The organism is Bacillus badius NBRC 15713, assembly GCF_001591605.1.
In the GTDB taxonomy this organism is placed as follows: domain Bacteria; phylum Bacillota; class Bacilli; order Bacillales; family Domibacillaceae; genus Pseudobacillus; species Pseudobacillus badius.
This window is the reverse complement of the sequence record NZ_BCVF01000013.1, coordinates 37,776-59,556: the sequence shown is the minus strand read 5'-3', so window position 1 is coordinate 59,556 and position 21,781 is coordinate 37,776. Positions and strand designations below refer to the sequence as shown.

Annotated in this window: 16 protein-coding genes; 15 read left to right on the top strand and 1 reads right to left on the bottom strand. The window is 45.6% G+C overall.

Features of this window, described 5'->3' with window-relative positions; all coding sequences use genetic code 11:
* The first annotated feature begins 113 nt into the window (after positions 1-113).
* The 8 genes from dnaE to BBA02S_RS08705 all read left to right on the top strand — a co-directional run bounded on the left by dnaE (position 114) and on the right by BBA02S_RS08705 (position 10,897).
* Positions 114-3,446 (top strand): DNA polymerase III subunit alpha, encoded by a 3,333-nt coding sequence (gene dnaE, locus BBA02S_RS08740; protein ID WP_370670948.1) that lies wholly within the window; start codon positions 114-116, stop codon positions 3,444-3,446.
* Between the two features lie 108 nt (positions 3,447-3,554).
* Positions 3,555-4,793 (top strand): NADP-dependent malic enzyme, encoded by a 1,239-nt coding sequence (gene ystJ / locus BBA02S_RS08735; RefSeq protein WP_041097757.1) that lies wholly within the window; start codon positions 3,555-3,557, stop codon positions 4,791-4,793.
* Positions 4,794-4,797: 4 nt separating this feature from the next.
* Positions 4,798-5,406 carry a FadR/GntR family transcriptional regulator gene (locus BBA02S_RS08730; RefSeq protein WP_223661929.1) on the top strand — a complete coding sequence of 203 codons (609 nt, stop codon included), beginning with the start codon at positions 4,798-4,800 and terminating at the stop codon, positions 5,404-5,406.
* Between the two features lie 78 nt (positions 5,407-5,484).
* The gene (gene accD, locus BBA02S_RS08725) at positions 5,485-6,357 is read left to right on the top strand and encodes an acetyl-CoA carboxylase, carboxyltransferase subunit beta (RefSeq protein ID WP_041097755.1); all 873 of its coding nucleotides are present in this window, start codon (positions 5,485-5,487) and stop codon (positions 6,355-6,357) included.
* Positions 6,354-7,304, top strand: coding sequence for an acetyl-CoA carboxylase carboxyl transferase subunit alpha (gene accA, locus BBA02S_RS08720; protein WP_041114005.1), 951 nt, complete (start codon positions 6,354-6,356; stop codon positions 7,302-7,304). Before accD ends, accA begins: the two co-directional genes overlap by 4 nt.
* A 284-nt stretch (positions 7,305-7,588) precedes the next feature.
* The gene (gene pfkA, locus BBA02S_RS08715) at positions 7,589-8,548 is read left to right on the top strand and encodes a 6-phosphofructokinase (protein WP_041097751.1); all 960 of its coding nucleotides are present in this window, start codon (positions 7,589-7,591) and stop codon (positions 8,546-8,548) included.
* A 28-nt stretch (positions 8,549-8,576) separates the two neighbouring features.
* The gene (gene pyk / locus BBA02S_RS08710) at positions 8,577-10,337 is read left to right on the top strand and encodes a pyruvate kinase (protein ID WP_041097749.1); all 1,761 of its coding nucleotides are present in this window, start codon (positions 8,577-8,579) and stop codon (positions 10,335-10,337) included.
* 173 nt (positions 10,338-10,510) lie between these two features.
* On the top strand, positions 10,511-10,897 hold the full coding sequence (locus BBA02S_RS08705; protein WP_041114004.1) for an FxsA family protein: 387 nt from the start codon (positions 10,511-10,513) through the stop codon (positions 10,895-10,897).
* Positions 10,898-11,014: 117 nt separating this feature from the next.
* Here the strand turns inward: BBA02S_RS08705 and ytvI are convergent, their stop codons facing one another.
* A complete protein-coding gene (ytvI, locus tag BBA02S_RS08700) occupies positions 11,015-12,145 on the bottom strand; it encodes a sporulation integral membrane protein YtvI (RefSeq protein ID WP_041097744.1) in 1,131 nt (376 codons plus the stop codon).
* A 105-nt stretch (positions 12,146-12,250) separates the two neighbouring features.
* On the opposite strand from ytvI, the gene BBA02S_RS08695 reads away from it, so the two are divergent.
* The 7 genes from BBA02S_RS08695 (at position 12,251) to polA (ending at position 21,777) form a co-directional block, all read left to right on the top strand.
* Entirely contained in the window at positions 12,251-12,706 is a 456-nt protein-coding gene (locus BBA02S_RS08695) for a DUF441 domain-containing protein (RefSeq protein WP_087903769.1), read from the top strand.
* 284 nt (positions 12,707-12,990) lie between these two features.
* The gene (gene citZ, locus BBA02S_RS08690; RefSeq protein WP_041097742.1) at positions 12,991-14,109 is read left to right on the top strand and encodes a citrate synthase; all 1,119 of its coding nucleotides are present in this window, start codon (positions 12,991-12,993) and stop codon (positions 14,107-14,109) included.
* 86 nt (positions 14,110-14,195) lie between these two features.
* Complete coding sequence (gene icd, locus BBA02S_RS08685) at positions 14,196-15,485, top strand: NADP-dependent isocitrate dehydrogenase (protein WP_255211750.1); 1,290 nt, start codon at positions 14,196-14,198, stop codon at positions 15,483-15,485.
* 83 nt (positions 15,486-15,568) lie between these two features.
* Positions 15,569-16,507 (top strand): malate dehydrogenase, encoded by a 939-nt coding sequence (gene mdh / locus BBA02S_RS08680; protein WP_041114003.1) that lies wholly within the window; start codon positions 15,569-15,571, stop codon positions 16,505-16,507.
* A gap of 158 nt (positions 16,508-16,665) precedes the next feature.
* Positions 16,666-17,379 (top strand): response regulator transcription factor, encoded by a 714-nt coding sequence (locus BBA02S_RS08675; RefSeq protein ID WP_041098272.1) that lies wholly within the window; start codon positions 16,666-16,668, stop codon positions 17,377-17,379.
* Positions 17,376-19,175: a two-component system histidine kinase PnpS gene (pnpS, locus tag BBA02S_RS08670; protein ID WP_041114002.1), complete on the top strand. Its 1,800-nt coding sequence runs from the start codon at positions 17,376-17,378 to the stop codon at positions 19,173-19,175. Before BBA02S_RS08675 ends, pnpS begins: the two co-directional genes overlap by 4 nt.
* Complete coding sequence (gene polA, locus BBA02S_RS08665; protein WP_041097735.1) at positions 19,150-21,777, top strand: DNA polymerase I; 2,628 nt, start codon at positions 19,150-19,152, stop codon at positions 21,775-21,777. The genes pnpS and polA overlap by 26 nt, the downstream gene beginning before the upstream one ends.
* The last annotated feature ends 4 nt before the right edge of the window (positions 21,778-21,781 follow it).

Genomic DNA, 21,781 nt, shown 5'->3' with positions numbered 1-21,781 from the left:
TATGTAGCAGCAGGCCGGCCTATGAAAACAGAACATATTTTCTTTTTGCCAGCCTCCGTCTTATAATGAAGAAAGAAGTCAGGGACGAAAAGCGTCAAGGAAGGATGAGACCGATGTTTACCCATCTGCAAGTTCAAACAGGCTACAGTCTATTGTCTAGTGCCATCGCCATTGATCGGCTAACCGCAAGAGCGAAGGAGCTAGGTTATGACGCGCTCGCCATTACAGACCGCAATGTGATGTATGGAGCTGTTCCTTTTTATAAATCGTGCCTTAAAGCGGGCATTAAGCCGATTATCGGTTTAATTGCGGATGTTGAAAGCGTACTGGGTGAGGAGCGTTCTTATCCGCTCGTGCTGTTAGCCAAAAATAATGATGGCTATCATCACCTTTTGAAAATTTCCAGTGCTATTCAGACAAGAGCAAAAACAGGAATTCCAATAAAGTGGCTCAAGGGCTATTCTTCTGGATTGTTTGCCTTTACTCCGGGGGATGAAGGAGAAGTAGAGCAGCTGCTTATCAACGATCCTGTCCGGGCAAAAGAAGCGGCTGATTTATTGCAGCAGCAGTTTGACCCAGGGCACTTTTTTTTGTCGGTAGCCCGTCATGGACGCAAGGACGAGGAAATGGTGACCGAGAAGATGAAAGAGTTGAGCGGGGATCTTTCGATTCCTCTGCTTGTAACGAACCGGGTTACTTATTTACATAAAGAAGAGGCGTTCGCTGTCCGGTGTCTGGAAGCGATCAGAGATGGCAGGAAATTAGCAGATAAGGAAATTGATGCGAATGACCGGTCATATTTTTCTTCTAAAGAGGAGATGAAGGAGCTGTTTGCTGATTTGCCGGAGGCGCTGGAGCAAACAGTCAACATTGCAGGCGCTTGCGAAGTGGAGATTTCTTTCGATCGCCGCATGCTTCCGAAGTATCCGTTGCCGGAAGGCCGGTCTGCTTCTGAATACTTAAAAGAGCTTTGTGTCAATGCGCTGGAGGAAGCCGGTCTTTCCGAAAAGCCAGCCTATAGAGACCGGCTTGCCTATGAACTTGAAACGATTAAAAAAATGGGGTTTTGTGACTATTTTCTGATCGTTTGGGATTTTATGAAGTTTGCCAAGGATAAGCATATTTTAACGGGACCGGGCAGGGGATCGGCCGCCGGCTCGCTCGTCGCTTATGTGCTCGGCATTACCACAGTCGATCCGCTTGAGTACGGCCTTCTATTTGAACGGTTTCTTAATCCTGAGCGGGTAACGATGCCGGATATCGATCTTGATTTTCCCGATCATCGGCGGGATGAGGTGATTCGCTATGTGGCCAACAAGTATGGAACGCTTCATGCCGCGCAAATTATTACGTTTGGGACATTGTCTGCGAAAGCGGTGATTCGCGATGTAGCCCGGGTATTTGGCTTAACCTCCCAAGAACTGGAGCAACTGTCAAGAATGATTCCTTCACGGCCGGGGCTAACACTTGAACAGCAGTATCAAGACTCTGTCCGCTTTCGGGAGTGGGTGCATCGAACAGGAGAACATGAGAGCATTTACCGAACGGCCCTGACGCTTGAAGGACTGCCGCGCCACACCTCTACACATGCAGCTGGAATGGTCATTACAGAGCCGCCTTTGACCGATCTTGTTGCTGTGCAAGCTGGCCACGATGATGTGCTTTTAACCCAATTTCCGATGGGCGACCTTGAAGAATTAGGGCTGTTAAAAATTGATTTGCTCGGCCTGCGCAACTTGAGCATTCTGGAAAGGATGATCGATTCTATTTATTATGTTGAAGGAAAACGGCTAACTTTGCAGAATATACCTTTACAGAATGAGAAAACCTTTCAATTGCTCGCGCAAGGGAAGACAACGGGAATTTTTCAGCTGGAATCGGCTGGAATGCGTAACGTTTTGATAAAGCTTCAGCCGAACCGGTTCGAAGATCTTGTCGCAGTCAATGCGCTGTACCGGCCGGGCCCGATGGAAAGCATCCCGCTCTATATAGAGCGGAAGCATGGGCGGCAGCCGGTTCACTATCCGCATCCGGACTTAAAGGACATCTTAGAGCCCACTTACGGGGTGCTGATTTATCAGGAGCAAATTATGGAAATTGCCTCTAAGTTCGCCGGTTTTTCATTGGGAGAAGCGGATTTATTGAGAAGGGCTGTCAGTAAAAAGAAAAAGGATGTGCTCGACAGCGAAAGACGCCATTTTGTCGAAGGAGCAATAAAGAATGGCTACAGCAAAGAAGCTGCCGAAGCGATTTATCAGATGATTGTTCAGTTTGCTAATTATGGATTTAATCGCAGCCATGCGGTGGCCTACAGTTTTATTGCTTATGGCATGGCCTATATTAAAGCACATTATCCGACTATTTTTATGGCTGCATTGCTTAGCTCCGCCATCGGCAACGAGGATAAGGTCAGACAGTATGCTGCGGAAGCGAAAGGAATGGGGATCGCTTTGCTGCCGCCGTCTGTTAATGCCAGCCATTACCCTTTTAAGGCTGAAGGGGACAGCATCCGATTTAGCCTGGCTGCCATTAAGGGTATTGGAGCAGGCGTAATGAAGGCTATCACGGATGCCCGGGAAAAAGGACCTTTTGCCGATTTGTTTGACTTTTGCCTGCGGGTGCCGGTTCAAATAGTGAACCGCAAAGCACTTGAGGCACTGCTGTTTGCCGGAGCATTTGATGAATTTCACGAGGACCGGGCTGTTTTGCTGGCTACGCTTGATATTGCTATTGAGCATGCTCAGCTTATTCAGCCAATGGAGGGTGCGGAAGAGGATTTCTTTCCAAAACCAAAGTATGCATCAACAGAGCCGATGAGCATGGAGGACAAGCTTCAATTGGAGAAGGAGGTTCTTGGTTTTTATTTATCAGCACACCCGTTAGAACGGTATGAACCGCTTTTTAAGCAAGAAGGAGCGGTTTTTGCTACTGAATTGTCCCCGGGCAGCCGCGGAGTGTCTATAGGCGTATTTGTAAATGAAGTTAAAGTGATCCGTACGAAAAAAGGAGAAAACATGGCATTTGCCCACTGTTCAGATAGCAGCGGCGAAATAGAAACCGTGTTCTTTCCGGCCGTTTACAGAAAGTATTCCGCTCTTTTGGAAAAAGGATCGATCCTGTACTTAGCGGGGGATACTGAAGAGAGAAGCGGACGAAAGCAATTCATAGTGAAAACGGCCTATACGCTCAAGCAAGTGGAAGAGCGGTGCGCAGAGAGAGAGAAAATCTTATACATCAAAATACCGGAAGCGCCGGATGAGCATTTGATCCTTGAAGATATTCACCGGCTAATCCATCGGTTTCAAGGAGAAACACCTGTCGTTCTTCATTATGAGAAGAACCGGCAAACGGTTAGGCTTCACAGAAGAAACTCCGTTAAGCCGGCAGAACCTCTGCTCACTGAATTGCGTGAGATCATTGGTGAGGAGAACGTGGTGCTTAAATAATTACTACTTTACAACCGCTTGCCTTTAGTTTATTGTGTGTAATAGACGAAAATGTGGTCTGACCACTAGAGGAAGTTGGAATTGCTGAAATAGGGAGCGAAAAAAATAATGTCACTTAGAGAAGAAGCATTACATATGCATAAAACCAATAAAGGAAAGTTGTCCACTGGGGTTAAAACAAAAGTGAAAAATGCAAGAGATTTGAGCCTTGCTTATTCCCCGGGAGTGGCTGAACCGTGTAAGGAAATCTATGAAAAACCTGAAACTGTATTTGATTATACGATTAAAGGAAATACGGTGGCAGTCGTTTCTAATGGCACAGCCGTTCTTGGGCTTGGAAATATCGGTGCAGAAGCAGCTATGCCGGTTATGGAAGGGAAAGCAGTGTTGTTTAAAAGCTTTGCCGGCGTAGATGCGTTTCCGATTTGCCTGGATACAGAAGACGCAGACAAAATTGTTGAAACCGTTAAGCTGATGGAGCCGACATTCGGCGGTGTCAACTTAGAGGATATCGCTGCTCCTCACTGTTTTGAAATTGAGGAACGGCTGAAAAAAGAAACAAATATCCCGATTTTCCATGATGATCAGCACGGAACAGCGATTGTTACAGTTGCCGGCTTGCTGAACGCTTTGAAATTAACAGGCAGAAAGTTCAAGGATATTAAAGTGGTAGCCAATGGGGCTGGTGCAGCCGGCATTGCTATCATTAAGCTGCTGGCAAGCTATGGGGTCCGCGACATCATTATGTGCGATTCCCGCGGAGCTATTTACGAAGGCCGTCAGGAAGGGATGAACCCGGTGAAAGAAGAAGTAGCCAAGTTTACTAATGTTCATCGCCAGGAAGGTTCGTTAGAGGATGTTATTAAAGGGGCAGATGTATTTATCGGTGTATCTGTTGCAGGGGCTCTTACAAAAGAAATGATTCAAATGATGAACCCGGAGCCTGTTATTTTTGCGATGGCCAATCCGGTTCCGGAAGTGATGCCTGAAGAAGCAAAAATGGCAGGGGCGCGTGTAATTGGAACGGGGCGTTCCGATTTTCCGAACCAAGTAAATAACGTTCTGGCTTTCCCAGGGATTTTCCGTGGAGCGCTGGATGTTCGGGCCACACATATCAATGAACAAATGAAGCAGGCGGCTGTAGAAGCAATCGCCGGCTTGATTGAGGAGCACGAGTTAAATGCTGATTATGTGATTCCAGGACCGTTTGATCCGCGTGTGGCCCCTGCTGTAGCAGCAGCGGTGGCAAAAGCGGCGATGGAAACAGGCGTTGCCCGCTTAAAGGCCGACCCTGAAGAAATCCGTGAACGCACAATGCAGTTGTCTCTTATCGGAAAAGGTGAATAAAGCCGTGGAGAATGAGCGGCCGCAATCAAAGTTTGCAGAGGTCGTTGACAAGATTCGTGAGATGATCGCAGCGGATGGACTGGTGCCCGGAGATAAGATGCCATCCGAACGTGAATTGTCCGAGCGGCTGTCTGCCGCTCGCTCTTCTGTGCGGGAGGCGTTGAGGGCCTTGGAATTGCTCGGTTTGATTGAAACGAGGCGCGGGGAGGGCACCTTTCTCCGTGATTTCAATGATCATCAGCTTGTGCAGCTGCTTAGCACATTTATTTTACAACGGGAGCAGACGAAGCAGGATGTCCGGTTGACGAAAGAGATTTTAGAGATGGGGTGTTTGTCTTCTCTCGCCATGCTTTCAGACCTCGAGGAACGAATGTCCAATCTGTCTGAGAGCATGAGAGAAGAGGGCTTTACAGAACGTGACTTCTTTACTTTTTTGATGGATGCAAGCGGGAACTCTCTTTTAAAAAAGATTTGGCTGATCGTATCTGATTATGCCGCTGCGATTCATAAAGAGGATCGGCTGTTAACAAATAAAGACGCATTTATCCACTTAATTGATAGAGTAAAGGCAAGAAATATAAAAGATATTTTTGACGCTTACAAACAGCTTTAAGCTGTTCTGTTTTTTTTGCTGTCCGTCTCAACAAGTCACATAACTAGGTTTAAGCTTTTTATAGGGAGAGGATGCAACTTGATTAAAGATCTATTTAACAAACAAAAACCAAAAAAGAAAAAGTATGCGACGATACCTACAGAAGCAAGCAAGCAGGATGTCCCTGAAGGCATTATGCAGAAATGCCCGAAGTGCAAGAAGATCATGTATACAAAAGAGCTAAAGAAGAATTTAAATGTGTGTATGCAATGCGGCCATCATCATGGGATGACAGCTGTTGAACGCCGTGATTCTTTTATTGATGAAGGGACATTCCAAGAGTTTGACGCCGGGCTTACTTCAACTAATCCGCTGAATTTCCCGGGCTACTTAGAAAAAGTAGATGTGGATAAGCAAAAGACAAAAATGAATGAAGCTGTGTTAACCGGCGTTGGCCGTGTGGAAGGTTTCGAGACAGTTGTGGCCATTATGGATGCTAACTTCCGCATGGGAAGCATGGGATCAGTAGTGGGTGAGAAAATTACAAGAGCGATTGAAGAAGCAGGCAGAAGAGGCGTGCCATTCATTATTTTCACTGCTTCAGGAGGCGCCCGTATGCAAGAAGGCGTGCTCTCATTAATGCAAATGGCAAAAACAAGTGTAGCTTTAAAGCGTTTCAGTGAAAATGGCGGATTGATTATTTCAGTCATGACACATCCTACAACGGGCGGCGTATCTGCAAGTTTTGCCTCTCTTGGAGACTATAACTTCGCAGAACCGGGAGCGCTTATTGGATTTGCTGGCAGACGGATTATTGAACAGACCATTCATGAAAAGCTGCCGGAAGATTTCCAGACAGCCGAATTTCTATTAAAGCATGGTCAGCTTGATGCGGTCATTCACCGTCATGAGATGAAGGAGAAAATCGCCTTTTTACTTGATATTCATCAACAGGGGGGTGAACTGGCATGATTGGTTTAGAATTTGAGAAACCAGTGTTGGAGCTAAAAGGAAAGATTGCTGAACTAAAGGAATTTACATCGACTTCAGATGTGGATTTAACAGAAGAAATTGAGAAGCTTGAGCAGCGCTTGAAAAAGCTTGAAAAAGATATTTACGAAAGCATGACGCCATGGGACCGCGTACAAATGGCCCGTCATCCGGAACGGCCAACAACGCTTGATTATATTGGCTACCTGTTTACGGATTTTATGGAGCTTCACGGCGACAGATTGTTTGGCGATGATGGAGCGATTGTCGGCGGAGTAGCGAAATACCACGGCATGCCCGTCACTGTCATTGGTCATCAGCGCGGACGCGATACGAAGGAGAATATTAAGCGCACATTTGGCATGCCTCATCCTGAAGGGTATCGGAAAGCGCTGCGGTTAATGAATCAGGCAGTAAAGTTTAAGCGTCCGATTATTTGCTTAATTGATACGAAAGGCGCCTATCCAGGGAAAGCTGCAGAGGAGCGCGGACAAAGCGAAGCCATTGCCAAGAACCTGTTTGAAATGGCTGGCATGGAGGTTCCGGTGATTTGTATCGTTATCGGTGAAGGCGGAAGCGGCGGAGCGCTTGCCTTGGGGATTGGCGATAAATTATTTATGCTCGAAAACTCTACGTACTCGGTTATTTCTCCTGAGGGGGCTGCTGCTCTGCTTTGGAAAGATGCGGCCCAAGCGAAACGGGCAGCGGAAACGATGAAAATTACAGCAGGCGATTTAAAGGAATTGGGAGTCATTGATGCCATTATTCCGGAAGTTAGCGGAGGCGCACACCGGAATGTTGCTCAACAGGCGGCATTAATTGATCAAACGTTGAAGCCGGCGCTTGAAGAACTGCTTCAATTATCTGTTCCGGAATTACTGGGCGAACGTTATATGAAGTATAAGCAAATCGGAGAGTATACTCTCTAATTGTTTCAGGCAAATAGAAATCGGGAAAAAGAACGTGCAGCGAAAGGCGGAGGCACGTTCTTTTTTAAATCAAACAGCTTTTGGAACAGTTATAAACTGGCCGAAATGAAGAAGGGTGTTTTCGTTGACTGCTGAAAAGCAGATACACCTAGAGAGTAGTTGAAAATTACCTGCAATCTTTCGTTCTCCTTAATCTGCTCAGTAACTTCATAAACGTTGTGAAGGTCAGACCTTTCTGTTATTTTATAAGAGTACATATACTGTCGAGAGATGGAGGGGTCCATGTGAAACGCATCGGAGTATTGACAAGCGGCGGTGATGCACCAGGAATGAATGCAGCTGTCCGGGCTGTTGTCCGCAAAGCCATTTACCACGACTTGGAGGTGTATGGCGTTTATCAAGGATATCAAGGATTAATTTCGGGCAATATTCACAAAATGGAAGTAGGCTCTGTTGGTGACATCATTCATCGGGGAGGAACGATTCTCCGTTCAGCAAGATGCCCTGAATTTCAAACACCAGAAGGGCAGGAAAAAGGCTTAAAGCAGTTGAAGGCACATGGTATTGAGGGGCTTGTGGTGATCGGTGGAGACGGCTCCTACCGCGGAGCAAAGGCGCTTACCGAACTTGGCTATCCATGCGTAGGTGTTCCTGGAACAATTGATAATGACATTCCAGGGACAGAGTTCACGATCGGCTTTGACACAGCTTTAAATACAATTATTGACGCCATTGATAAAATCCGTGACACAGCCAGTTCTCATGAGCGCACGTTTATTATAGAGGTAATGGGAAGAGATGCGGGTGACTTGGCGTTATGGGCTGGCCTTGCGGGAGGAGCGGAAACCATTTTAATTCCTGAAGATCCGCTTGACATGGAGTCAATTAAGGATCGGCTTCTTAAAGGACTGGAGCGCGGAAAGAAACATAGCATTATCATCGTTGCTGAAGGAGTAATGAGCGGCAATGAATTTGCGGAAAAAGTAAAGCAAATGACCGGGATTGATACGAGAGTGTCAGTTTTGGGCCATATGCAGCGGGGAGGATCTCCTACGGCAGCCGATAGAATGCTTGCGAGCCGTCTTGGTGCTAAAGCGGTTGAACTCTTATTGAAAGGAAAAGGCGGCCGCGCTGTTGGCATTGAGCGGAACGAGCTGGTTGACTATGACATTATTGAAGCGCTGGCGATTCCGCACAAGCTGGATTTGAATATTTCCCGGTTGGCGAAAGAGTTATCTATTTAATCGATTTTTATGAGGAGGCTCTCAGAAGATGAGAAAGACAAAAATTGTATGTACCATTGGCCCGGCAAGCGAAAGTCCATCCATGCTTGAAAAACTGATGGAAGCAGGAATGAATATTGCCCGCTTGAACTTTTCGCACGGCAATCACGAAGAGCATGCCCAGCGTATTAAAAACATTCGTGAAGCAGCAAAGAAAGCCGGAAAGACGGTGGGGATTTTATTAGATACGAAAGGTCCTGAAATCCGCACACATAACATGGAGAACGATGCAATTGAATTGGCTGCAGGCAGCGAGGTCATCGTCTCTATGCACGAAGTTCTTGGCACCCCTGAAAAATTCTCCGTTACATATGAAGGGTTAATTAATGATATTGAGCCGGACGGAAAAATTTTGCTTGATGATGGTTTAATTGCCCTACAGGTGATAAAGGTTGATAAGCAAAAGGGAGAAATTGCAACTAAGGTATTGAACAGCGGCACGCTAAAAAACAAAAAAGGTGTAAATGTTCCTGGAGTCTCGATTAACCTGCCGGGGATCACTGAAAAGGATGCAGAAGATATTAAATTTGGCATTGAACAAGATGTTGACTTTATCGCTGCTTCCTTTGTCCGCCGGGCATCTGACGTTTTGGAAATTCATGAATTGCTTGAGCGTCACGGCGCTAACCATATTCAAATTATCCCGAAGATCGAGAATCAAGAAGGAGTCGATAATATTGACAGCATCCTTGAGGTATCTGACGGTTTAATGGTCGCGCGGGGCGACTTGGGTGTAGAAATCCCTGCAGAAGAGGTGCCGCTCGTGCAGAAACGATTGATCCAGCGCTGCAATGCTCTTGGCAAGCCGGTAATCACAGCTACACAAATGCTTGATTCCATGCAGCGCAATCCGCGTCCGACACGTGCGGAGGCAAGTGATGTGGCCAATGCGATTTTTGATGGAACAGATGCGATTATGCTTTCAGGGGAAACAGCGGCAGGCATGTATCCTCTTGAAGCTGTACAGACGATGCACAGCATCGCTGACCGTACGGAAACCGCATTAAATTACTCAGAAATTCTATCAGCGCGCAGCAAAGCGAGCGGTCATACGATGACCGATGCCATTGGGCAGTCAGTTGCCCACACAGCGAATAATTTAGATGTAAAGGCCATCGTGACGCCAACAGAGAGCGGACATACCGCACGTATGATTTCCCGCTACCGCTCAAAGGCGCCAATTGTCGCTGTTACATCCAGTGAGCGCGTATCGCGAAGCCTGGCGCTTGTTTGGGGAGTATTCCCAAATATTGGTCCGAAAGTGAAAACAACAGATGAAATGCTTGAACTCGCTGTGCAAAAAAGCTTAAGTACAGGTCTTGTCAAACACGGAGATCTCATCGTGATCACTGCCGGCGTTCCAGTAGGCGAGTCCGGCACGACCAACTTAATGAAAATCCATGTCATCGGAGATATTTTGATGAAAGGCCAGGGAATTGGACGCAAGTCAGCTTACGGGAAGGTTGTCGTTGCCAAAGATGCCGCAGAGGCCCTTGAGAAAGTCGAAGAAGGGGATATTCTCGTAACCATCGGCAGCGATAGGGATATGGTCCCGGCTATTGAAAAGTGCGCCGCTTTAATTACGGAAGAGGGCGGCTTGACAAGCCATGCCGCAGTGATTGGCATCAACCTTGGCATACCAGTTCTCGTGGGAGTCGAAGAAGCAACGGCTGCTTTAAAAGACGGACAGGAAATTACCGTAGATGCCGCCAGAGGAATTATTTATAACGGACATGCTAACGTCCTTTAACCATTAGCGAAAAGGCTCAACAGCACAGAAATGACCAGCTGTTGAGCCTTTTTAGTGCAGAATCGGGGGCGATGCTAGGCGAGAAAAGGAAGACAGCCTTATATTTTGCCGGCACCCTCAGGGGAATGATACAATGAAAAGGAACATAAATTGTTTAAAAAGGAGAAAATCCGTTGCGATATCTATTGTTTATTTTTATTATTGTCCCTGCACTTGAAATTAGCCTGTTGATGCTTTCCGGAAAGGCGATCGGGATTTTGCCGACGTTTTTACTTATCTTAGCAACCGGTTTTTTAGGCGCCTATTTTGCCAAAAAACAAGGGATGAATGTAGTAGTGAAGCTTCGGGAAGACCTTCAGAACGGCCGTTTTATTGGAGAGGCAGTCATGGATGGTGTCTGTGTTTTAGTTGGCGGTTTGTTGTTATTAACCCCGGGATTTGTTACGGATATTTCAGGCTTTTTGCTCCTGCTTCCTTATACAAGACGATGGCTGCAGCCGCTTTTGCTTGGTCTGTTTCGCCGTTCGTTCCAAAATAATAATATTATCATTATGAAATAAACTAAATTCCGGCCTGCTTATTTTGCTGGTGTTCACTTGTTTAGGTGTCAACCAGCAGCTGAAGATTGAGAAAGCATGTTGCATAACTTAAAAACGTCAGCGGGCCGCTGACGTTTTTTATTTTGCTGCCGGAGGAACCTCTTTGCCCATAATATAATCGCGCAGATCGATAAATACGCCGGCGTTGTGCAGCGCATTAATAATAACCAGGGCGATAGGACCGAGAATCAAACCGAAAAAACCAGCGAGCTTAAAGCCGACGAATAAAGCAATCAGTGTAGCCAAAGGATCAAGTCCGATGCTTGAAGACAATACTTTCGGCTCCATGATCTGCCGCTGGACAATGATAATGACATACAGTACGGTCAGGCCAATGGCGAGTCCAGTCTCACCGGCAATAAATTCATAGATGATCCATGGAACAAATAGCGTCCCGGTGCCTAGATACGGCAGCAAGTCAACCAGTCCGGCGACAAGGGCAAGTGTAATGGCATAATTAACCCGCAAAATAAGCAATCCGGCAAGCACAATAAATGTGGTGATGGAAATCAGCGTGAATTGTGCACGCAAAAAGCCAAATAAAGCCTTTCTTAAAGCAAAAAACACTTTGCTTAAGCTTGTCCTTGCCTTCAGAGGCAAATAATGAACGGTCCGCTGCTGAAGGCTTTCCCAATCTTTACTGATGAAAAAAGCAGCAAGAAATGAGAAAATTAATGCGGTCGCAAAGCTGGGAATCCAAGAAATCAGCTTAGGAAGCTTTAAAAAGAAGTCTTGTATAAAGGCTCCTGCCGTCGAAGCGACCTGTTCGCCAGCCTCCCTTATATTTGAGGCAATGGTTTCCTGCTGACCTGTATCCAGTGAATGAAATATGCCAGCAGCCCGTTCATACAGAGGGATGACCTGTGAGGCAAATATAGTCTCTATTTGCTCGACTACCACATAGATATGACGGGGGACGACTGAAGCAAAGTAATTCGCTCCCGATACAATTTCAGCGATAAGAAGCGTCATCCCCCCCGCGAAAACAGCCAGGATAAGAAGAATCGCTGTACCTGCAGCTGCGGCCCGGGGCAGCCTGAGCTTTACTTCTAGAAAGCGGATGAACGGCTTAATCAGAAAGGCAACAGCAAACCCGATGATAAATGGGTAGGTTATTTTCGCGATATAATATAAGGAGAGGATAAGTAAGACAGCGGAAACCACCACAATGAATAGCCGTATCAGTCTTTGCCAGCTGGATGGATGCACGAGCCCACCTCCTTTGTTGACATTGTATCAAGCTGGGACGGGCATAGAAAGAAAAATAGCTCGTTTTATAACGACAAAAATTGCATGAAAAGAAAGGAGAAAGAGATGCAGCCTTATTTATTTTTAATCATGCTTCTTGCGATTGGTGTGATTGCGAAAAATCAGTCTTTGCTTATTGCCGTTATCTTCCTGCTTGTGCTGAAAGCCGTCGGGCTTGATGATAAGGTGTTTGCTGCTGTACAGGCAAAGGGAATTAATTGGGGGGTAGCGATTATTACCATTGCTGTGCTCGTTCCAATCGCAACAGGAGAAATCGGTTTTAAAGAACTGGGGGAATCGTTGAAATCGCCGTATGCGTGGATTGCTCTTATCGCGGGAGTGCTTGTTGCCCTCCTCGGCAAAAACGGTGTCGTTTTGCTTTCAGAAGATCCTCATATTACGACAGCGCTTGTTTTCGGAACCATTGCAGCAGTCGCCCTTTTCAATGGTGTAGCGGTCGGTCCGCTGATCGGCGCGGGCATTGCGTATACAGCGATGAAAGTTATCGAGTGGTTTCAATAGAAATTCCATCCATTCCGATGTATAATAATTAAAGTAAGAAAAATAATTTATTAGTATAACATGTTTTTTTCCCATGTTTTGTTGAGAAACCATGACGAATTTGTAGATTTTTAGACACTTTTCATTCACAAACACCAATTTATTGTTTATAATAGCAGGTGAAAGCGCAATCTTTTTATAATGTTCGTGTTTTACATGGAACCTTACCGAGCAATCACTCAGTTGATAAAGTGGTTTCAAAAAAAAGCAATGGGGGAAATTAACAGTCGAAGGAGAGAATGATTATGACGACCGCTCGTGGATTAGAAGGAGTAGTAGCAACAACATCTTCAGTAAGCTCAATTATTGATGATACCCTTACATATGCAGGCTATAACATTGATGATTTAGCTGAAAATGCCAGCTTTGAAGAGGTAATTTATCTGCTGTGGCATCGCAAGCTTCCTACACAAGCAGAGCTGGACGAGTTAAAACAGCAATTATCAGACAGCTATGATCTTCCTCAAGAAGTAATTAACCACTTTAAAATGTATCCAATTGATAAAGTCCATCCAATGGCCGCCCTCCGAACAGCTGTTTCATTAATTGGTTTATATGATGAAGAAGCCGATGTAATGAACGAGGAGGCTAATTACCGCAAGGCTATCCGTCTGCAAGCGAAGATTCCTGCGCTTGTTACCGCTTTTGCCCGTATCCGCAAAGGAGAAGATCCGATTGCACCGCGCAAGGATTTCGGTTTAGCAGAAAATTTCTTATACATGCTTTCCGGAAAAGAACCAGAGGCTGTAGAAATTGAAGCGTTCGACAAAGCGCTTGTTCTTCATGCGGATCATGAATTGAATGCTTCCACATTTACCGCTCGCGTCTGCGTAGCCACTTTATCTGATGTATATTCCGGCGTAACAGCAGCTATTTCTGCATTAAAAGGCCCGCTTCATGGCGGAGCGAATGAGCAAGTAATGAAAATGCTCACAGATATCGGTTCTGTTGATAACGTAGAGCCTTATATCTTAAATAAGTTAAACAATAAAGAGAAAATCATGGGGTTTGGCCACCGTGTATATCGTCAAGGCGATCCGCGGGCCAAGCATTTAAAGGAAATGTCAAGAAAGCTGACAGAACTAACTGGAGAGAAGCAATGGTACGAGATGTCCACGCAAATTGAAGAACTGGTGACAAGCCAGAAAAAGCTTCCGCCAAACGTTGACTTCTATTCAGCTTCTGTTTACCACAGCTTGGGCATTGAACATGATTTGTTCACGCCTATCTTTGCGGTAAGCCGTGTATCCGGCTGGCTCGCGCATATTCTAGAGCAGTATGCGAACAACCGCCTGATCCGTCCGCGTGCTGAGTACACAGGACCTGGCATGCAGGAGTACGTGCCGATTGGCGAGCGCAAGTAATTCTAATATTTACAAAAGCCAAAAAAATTGGTGTAATATAAATTGAGTAACAAAGGTTAGACGGCGCAGGCCTCTAACCTTTGATTATGGAATTGGAGGTATTTTTCATGACACAAGGCGAAAAAATTACTGTATCAAACGGAGTATTAAATGTACCAAACCATCCAGTCATCCCGTTTATCGAGGGAGATGGAATTGGCCCGGACATTTGGGCAGCAGCTTCCCGCGTGCTTGATGCAGCTGTTGAGAAAGCATACAATGGCGAAAAGAAAATTGAGTGGAAAGAAGTATACGCAGGAGAAAAGGCATTCAACAAAACAGGCGAATGGCTTCCTGAAGAAACATTAGAGCTTATTCGCGAGTATTTAATCGCGATTAAAGGTCCATTAACAACACCAATTGGCGGCGGTTTCCGTTCATTGAATGTGGCGCTTCGCCAGGAATTGGATTTATTCGTTTGCTTGCGCCCTGTGCGTTATTTTGACGGAGTACCTTCTCCAATCAAACGTCCTGAAGACACAGACATGGTGATCTTCCGTGAGAATACAGAGGACATTTATGCAGGCATCGAATACAAAGAGGGCTCCGATGAAGTGAAGAAAGTCATCGAATTCCTGAAAAATGAAATGGGCGTTAATAAAATCCGCTTCCCTGAAACTTCAGGTATCGGCATTAAGCCAATTTCTAAAGAAGGAACAACTCGCTTAGTTCGTTCAGCTATCAACTATGCGATTAAAGAAGGACGCAAATCTGTTACTTTAGTACATAAAGGTAACATTATGAAGTTCACAGAAGGCGCGTTTAAAAACTGGGGCTACGAGCTAGCTGAAAAAGAATTCGGCGATAAAGTATTTACTTGGGCTCAATATGACAAAATAAAAGAAGAGCAAGGCACAGAAGCAGCTAATAAAGCACAAGCTGATGCAGAAGCAGCCGGCAAAATCATCATTAAAGATGCGATTGCAGATATTTTCCTTCAGCAAATTTTGACTCGTCCGAAAGAGTTTGATGTCGTAGCAACAATGAACTTGAACGGAGACTATATTTCTGACGCACTTGCTGCACAGGTTGGCGGAATCGGAATTGCTCCGGGAGCTAACATCAACTATGAAACAGGACATGCTATTTTTGAAGCCACACATGGCACAGCTCCGAAATATGCCGGTCTTGACAAGGTAAATCCATCTTCTGTTCTGCTTTCAGGCGTATTGCTGCTTGAGCACTTAGGATGGAATGAAGCAGCCAACATGATTACTGCATCTGTAGAAAAAACAATTGCATCTAAAGTTGTTACTTACGACTTTGCCCGTTTAATGGAAGGTGCAACTGAAGTGAAAACTTCTGAGTTTGCTGATGAATTAATTAAAAACCTTTAATAGGCAGCTTTATCGTCCTTGAAAAAAAGGGCGATGCTACATGAAGTGTATACTCTACCTAACTTTAAGGGGGGAACTTTCTCATGTCTTTAAAACGTAAAAAGATTTCTGTCATCGGAGCCGGTTTCACAGGAGCCACTACAGCATTCTTGCTTGCACAAAAAGAGTTGGGAGATGTAGTTCTAGTCGATATTCCGCAAGCGGAAGGGCCAACGAAGGGAAAAGCGCTTGATATGCTTGAAGCAAGCCCTGTACAAGGGTTTGATACAAATATTATTGGTACATCGAGCTACGAAGATACAAAGGACTCTGACCTTGTCATCATTACAGCCGGTGTAGCGCGCAAACCAGGAATGAGCCGTGACGATTTAGTGCAAACCAACCAAAAGGTAATGAAGGCTGTGACTGCTGAAATCGTAAAGAGCTCTCCAAATTGTCACATCATCGTGTTAACAAATCCTGCGGATGCGATGACATATACTGTGTTTAAAGAATCGGGTTTCCCGAAAAACCGTGTAATTGGCCAATCAGGTGTGCTTGATACTGCACGATTCCGCACATTTGTGGCGCAAGAATTGAACCTGTCTGTGAAAGATATTACAGGCTTCGTTCTTGGCGGTCATGGCGACGATATGGTTCCGCTTGTGCGCTATTCTTATGCAGGCGGCATCCCGCTGGAAACACTCATCCCGCAAGACCGTCTTGATGCTATTGTTGAACGGACGCGCAAAGGCGGCGGCGAGATTGTTTCCCTTCTCGGCAATGGGTCTGCATATTATGCGCCTGCCGCTTCTCTTGTAGAGATGGCAGAAGCGATCTTGAAAGATCAGCGTCGCATTCTGCCTGCTATCGCTTATCTTGAAGGCGAATATGGCCATGAAGGACTTTACCTGGGCGTACCAACGATTCTTGGTAAAGGCGGCATCGAAAAAGTCATCGAGCTGGAATTAACGGAAGATGAGAAAGCCGCTTTGCAAAAGTCGGTTGATTCCGTACGAAGCGTAATGAGTGTTCTCTCTTAATGAATAGGTATGCCAAAAACCGCCAGTTGAACTGGCGGTTTTTTTGATTTGCGGCAGGAGGGGAAATCCGCCGTCTAAGCTCGTTTCTTCCTTTTTCAACAGGAGAAGGTTAAGGTATAATGAGGGAAGAACGGTCATTACTTTCCTGGGAGGGCAAAATGAATAAAAAAGTCTTAGTCGTAGATGATGAACCATCAATTGCAACACTGATTAAATATAATTTAGAACAGGCTGGCTATGAAGTCATTACGGCAGCTGACGGAGAAGAAGCGCTGAAAAAAACCCTGGAGGAATTTCCGGACTTGCTCATTTTAGATTGGATGCTTCCGCGGATGGATGGCATGGAGGTATGCAAGGAACTGCGCCAGCGCAAAATACCCACCCCTATTTTAATGCTTACAGCAAAGGATGAAGAATTTGACAAAGTGCTTGGCCTGGAGCTAGGGGCGGACGATTATATGACCAAGCCATTCAGCCCAAGAGAGCTGCTGGCAAGGGTGAAGGCGATTTTGCGCCGTTTGACTCATATGCCAAAGCTGGAAGAGGATAGCGGACAAGAGCAAGGGCTTACTGTGGCAGATATTGAAATTTATCCTGAAAAATATGAAGCTTATTTTCGGGGCAGCCTTCTCGAGTTGACGCCGAAGGAATTCGAATTGCTTCTCTATTTAATGGAAAACAAGGGGCGTGTATTAACGCGGGATCAGCTGCTAAGCGCTGTATGGAAATACGACTTTGCCGGAGACACACGAATTGTTGACGTACATATTAGCCATTTGCGTGAAAAAATTGAACATAACACAAGGAAACCAGAGTACATAAAAACGATCCGCGGATTAGGCTATAAACTAGAGGAGCCTAAAGCTACATGATTAAGTTTCGCACCCGGCTCGTCTTGGCTCTGCTCTCTCTCATTATTCTCGTCCTTGCAGCGCTGGGAATTATGCTCGGACAAATGTTCAAGGGCTATTATTTATCTACATTTAATGAACGCCTGGAAAAAGAGACAGAAATACTGGCAGGAGAAATCCGGCGGGAGGGCGGTGTCCGCTCCTTTGATACAGAGATCATCAAAAGCTGGAGCGACGAATTAAAGGTGCGCATTTCTCTTGCTGATGCTTCCGGCCGCTTAATCTTTGACAGCGGGGCGACGAATCACGGCACACCCGCTTCTGACCATCAAAAGATTGTCAAGCGACTTGCCGATACCGATCCATCGACTGCTTACCAGGAATCTCTCGCCAGTAAATTTGGAGAACATTATCATTGGCGAATGCTGACCAACCAGTCAGGGCAAGCGGATGGAATGGTCGTGCTAAATACAAAAGTGAAAGATCTTGATCAAATCTATCGGCAGATTTGGATCATTTTATTATTTTCTCTTGGCGCCTCGCTCGTCTTGCTGTCCTTATTTGGGACAAAAATTACAAATCGGTATACGAAGCCGATTGAGTCAGCTACCAAAGTGGCGATTGAACTGGCGAAAGGCAATTACCGGGCGCGGACGCATGAAATCCCGCCAGATGAAGTTGGAATGCTCAACACTTCGATCAATATCCTTGCTCGCAACCTGCAGGAAATGATGCAGGCACAGGAGGTCCATCAAAACCGGCTGTCCACATTAATCGAGAACATAGAAAGCGGCTTGCTGTTAATAGATGACCGCGGCTTTATCATTATGGTAAACCGGTCATTTAAAAGTTATTTCCGCTTAGAAAATAAACGGTTGATCAAAAAGCGCTATCATGAAGCCATTCCTCATCCGGAAGTACTCGACATCATTGAGGAAGTATTCATGACCGAGCAAAATGTCCGTAAGCAGCTGCTGTTGCCGCTCGGCATCGAGAGAAAGCATTTTGAAATATCCGGGGCGCCAATCATTGGTACAAATGCCGAATGGAAAGGCATATTGATTGTTTTTCATGATATTACCAATTTGAAAAAACTTGAACAAATGCGCAAAGATTTCGTCGCAAATGTGTCCCATGAGCTGAAAACGCCGATCACTTCTATTAAAGGTTTTACGGAAACATTGTTAGATGGAGCACTTGAAGATAAAGAAGCGCTGACGATGTTTTTAAATATTATTTTAAAAGAGAGTGAACGGATGGAGTCGCTTGTGATGGATTTGCTGGAGCTGTCTAAAATCGAACAAAAAGGAATCTCTCTCACTATCACTTCCTTAGCTGTAGATGAAGTGATTCAAGAAGTGATCCCTTCCTTGCAAAATCGCTTTGAAGACAAGCAGCTTGAGCTTTCGCTTCAACTGGAGAAAAATTTAAAAATTACAGGAGATGCCAGCAGGCTAAAGCAAGTATTCTTCAACTTGCTGACGAATGCCATTTTATATACACAGGAAGGCGGCCGGATAGAAGTCCGGGCGTTCGAAACAGGAGAGCGGGTCATTGTGGAGGTAGAGGACAACGGCATTGGCATAAGCCCGGATGAGCTGCCGCGGATTTTTGAACGCTTTTACCGGGTAGATAAAGCGAGAAGCCGCAATTCGGGAGGAACCGGCCTGGGCCTAGCGATCGTCAAGCATATTATTGAAGCGCATGACGGAGAGATTTTTGTGAAAAGTAAAGCAAATGAAGGGACTACGTTTACTGTCTCTTTAAAAAAGCAAAAGGAAGGTGACCGCTTTGAAGAAAAAAATCGTATTAATTGACGGAAACAGCATTGCTTATCGGGCGTTTTTTGCGCTGCCGCTGCTCAATAATAATAAAGGTGTACATACGAACGCCGTCTACGGCTTTGCCATGATGCTCTTAAAGGTGCTGAAGGAAGAACAGCCGACCCATCTTCTCGTGGCTTTCGATGCCGGAAAAACAACTTTCAGGCATGAGACATACAGCGATTATAAAGGCGGCCGTCAAAAAACGCCGCCTGAGCTGTCTGAGCAGTTTCCTTACATTCGGGAATTGTTGAAAGCATACGGCATTGCCCACTATGAACTGGAAAATTATGAAGCTGATGATATTATCGGCACGCTATCTCTGAAAGCTGAACAGGAAGACTTTGACATAAAGATCTATTCCGGAGATAAAGATTTAACCCAGCTTGCTTCTGAGGCTACAACGGTGTGTATCACCAGAAAGGGCATTACCGATATTGAAGAATATACACCAGCGCACGTGGAAGAAAAGTATGGTCTCACGCCTGAGCAAATTATTGACATGAAAGGGCTGATGGGCGATTCTTCCGACAATATTCCGGGAATTCCCGGAGTCGGTGAAAAAACGGCCATCAAACTGTTAAAGCAATTTGGATCTGTGGAAAAGCTGCTTTCCTCCATCGATGAAGTCAGCGGCAAGAAACTGCAGGAAAAGCTCCGTGAGCATGAACAGCTTGCTGTGATGAGCAAGGAGCTTGCTACTATTTTGCGTGAAGTGCCTCTTGACTTTTCACTAACCAGTCTAGAATACAATGAGCCGGATGATGAAAGAGTGTATGAGCTGTTTAAGGAGCTTGGCTTTAACTCGCTGCTTGAAAAGCTTGATCGCCCGGCACAAGAACCAGCTCCTCATCAGCAGGTGAATTACACCCAAGCATCAGAGGTGACCGCCGATATGCTTGGCGAAGAAGCATCTCTCTATTTAGAAATGATTACTGAAAACTATCATCATGCCGAAGTAGCCGGCTTTGGAATCAGCGGGCAAAAAGGAACGTACTTTGTGCCGGCTGAAGCAGCCTTGGCGTCACCTGCTTTTAAAAAGTGGGCAGAAGATGAATCAAAGAAAAAATCAGTGTATGATGCGAAGCGTACAATGATCGGTTTAAGACGGCATGGGATCGAGTTGAAGGGAATTGACTTTGATGTCTGGCTTGCTTCTTATTTGCTCAATCCGTCTGAATCACCAGAGGATTTCGCTGCCGTGGCAAAGCTCCATGGAGTTTCTTCTGTTCAATCAGACGAAGCGGTTTACGGGAAAGGCGCTAAGCGCAAACTGCCGGAAGAGCCGGAGTATGCCGAGCACATTGCTTCAAAAGCAGCAGCGATTGACCTGTTAAAGGCTGTTTGTTTAGAGGAACTGGAAGCCAATCATCAGCTTGATTTATTTTACGAATTGGAACTCCCGCTTGCCTTCATTCTGGCAGATATGGAATCAGAAGGGGTCCAGGTGGATGTCGGCCGCTTGAAGGAGATGGGAGAAGAGTTGAAGGGCAAGCTGACGGCTATTGAACAGACCATTTATGCACTTGCCGGTACAGAGTTTAATATCAATTCGCCGAAACAGCTCGGAACGATTTTATTCGATAAATTGGGTCTGCCTCCCATTAAGAAAACCAAGACAGGCTACTCCACCTCTGCGGATGTGCTTGAGAAGCTTGCGCCGTCACATGAAATTGTTGAGCACATTCTTCATTATCGCCAGTTGGGCAAGCTGCAGTCTACCTATATAGAGGGCCTTCTCAAGGTAGTGGATGCTGATACTCATAAGATTCATACTCGCTTTAATCAGGCGCTGACGCAAACCGGCCGATTAAGCTCGACTGAGCCGAATTTGCAAAATATCCCTATCCGGCTGGAAGAAGGGAGAAAGATCCGTCAGGCGTTTATTCCGTCAGCACAAGACTCGGTGATCTTTGCTGCAGACTATTCGCAAATTGAATTGCGGGTGCTTGCTCATATTGCCGATGACGAAAAATTAATCGACGCTTTCTTGCACGATCTCGATATTCACACGGCAACAGCCGCAGATGTCTTCCATGTGTCACAGGATGAAGTCGACAGTCATATGCGGCGACAGGCCAAAGCCGTCAACTTTGGCATTGTCTATGGCATCAGTGATTATGGATTGTCTCAAAGTCTAGGGATTACGAGAAAAGAGGCCGCTACCTTTATTGACCGCTATCTGCACACCTATCCGGGTGTCAAAGAATACATGGATTCTATTATCCGTGAAGCAAAAGAAAAAGGGTTTGTGACGACACTTCTGCAGCGCCGCCGCTACATTCCAGAAATTACAAGCCGCAACTTTAATTTGCGGGGTTTCGGGGAACGGACGGCCATGAATACGCCAATTCAGGGAAGTGCCGCAGACATTATTAAAAAGGCGATGATTGATGTAGCGGAGAGGCTGGAGAAGGAGCAGCTCCAATCTAAGCTGCTGCTGCAAGTGCACGATGAATTGATTTTTGAAGTGCCAAAAGAAGAAATTGACACGATGAAGCAGCTTGTTCCGGAAGTGATGGAACAGGCCATTCAATTGAAAGTGCCATTGAAAGTTGATTATTCGTACGGTCCGACCTGGTACGATGCTAAATAATAAT

What these genes read in the sequence shown, in the direction of transcription:
- dnaE (WP_370670948.1), top strand. Translation starts at nt 114, where the DNA reads ATGTTTACCCATCTGCAAGTTCAAACAGGCTACAGTCTATTGTCTAGT.
- ystJ (WP_041097757.1), top strand. Translation starts at nt 3,555, where the DNA reads ATGTCACTTAGAGAAGAAGCATTACATATGCATAAAACCAATAAAGGA.
- accA (WP_041114005.1), top strand. Translation starts at nt 6,354, where the DNA reads ATGATTGGTTTAGAATTTGAGAAACCAGTGTTGGAGCTAAAAGGAAAG.
- pyk (WP_041097749.1), top strand. Translation starts at nt 8,577, where the DNA reads ATGAGAAAGACAAAAATTGTATGTACCATTGGCCCGGCAAGCGAAAGT.
- BBA02S_RS08695 (WP_087903769.1), top strand. Translation starts at nt 12,251, where the DNA reads ATGCAGCCTTATTTATTTTTAATCATGCTTCTTGCGATTGGTGTGATT.
- citZ (WP_041097742.1), top strand. Translation starts at nt 12,991, where the DNA reads ATGACGACCGCTCGTGGATTAGAAGGAGTAGTAGCAACAACATCTTCA.
- icd (WP_255211750.1), top strand. Translation starts at nt 14,196, where the DNA reads ATGGAATTGGAGGTATTTTTCATGACACAAGGCGAAAAAATTACTGTA.
- mdh (WP_041114003.1), top strand. Translation starts at nt 15,569, where the DNA reads ATGTCTTTAAAACGTAAAAAGATTTCTGTCATCGGAGCCGGTTTCACA.
- BBA02S_RS08675 (WP_041098272.1), top strand. Translation starts at nt 16,666, where the DNA reads ATGAATAAAAAAGTCTTAGTCGTAGATGATGAACCATCAATTGCAACA.
- pnpS (WP_041114002.1), top strand. Translation starts at nt 17,376, where the DNA reads ATGATTAAGTTTCGCACCCGGCTCGTCTTGGCTCTGCTCTCTCTCATT.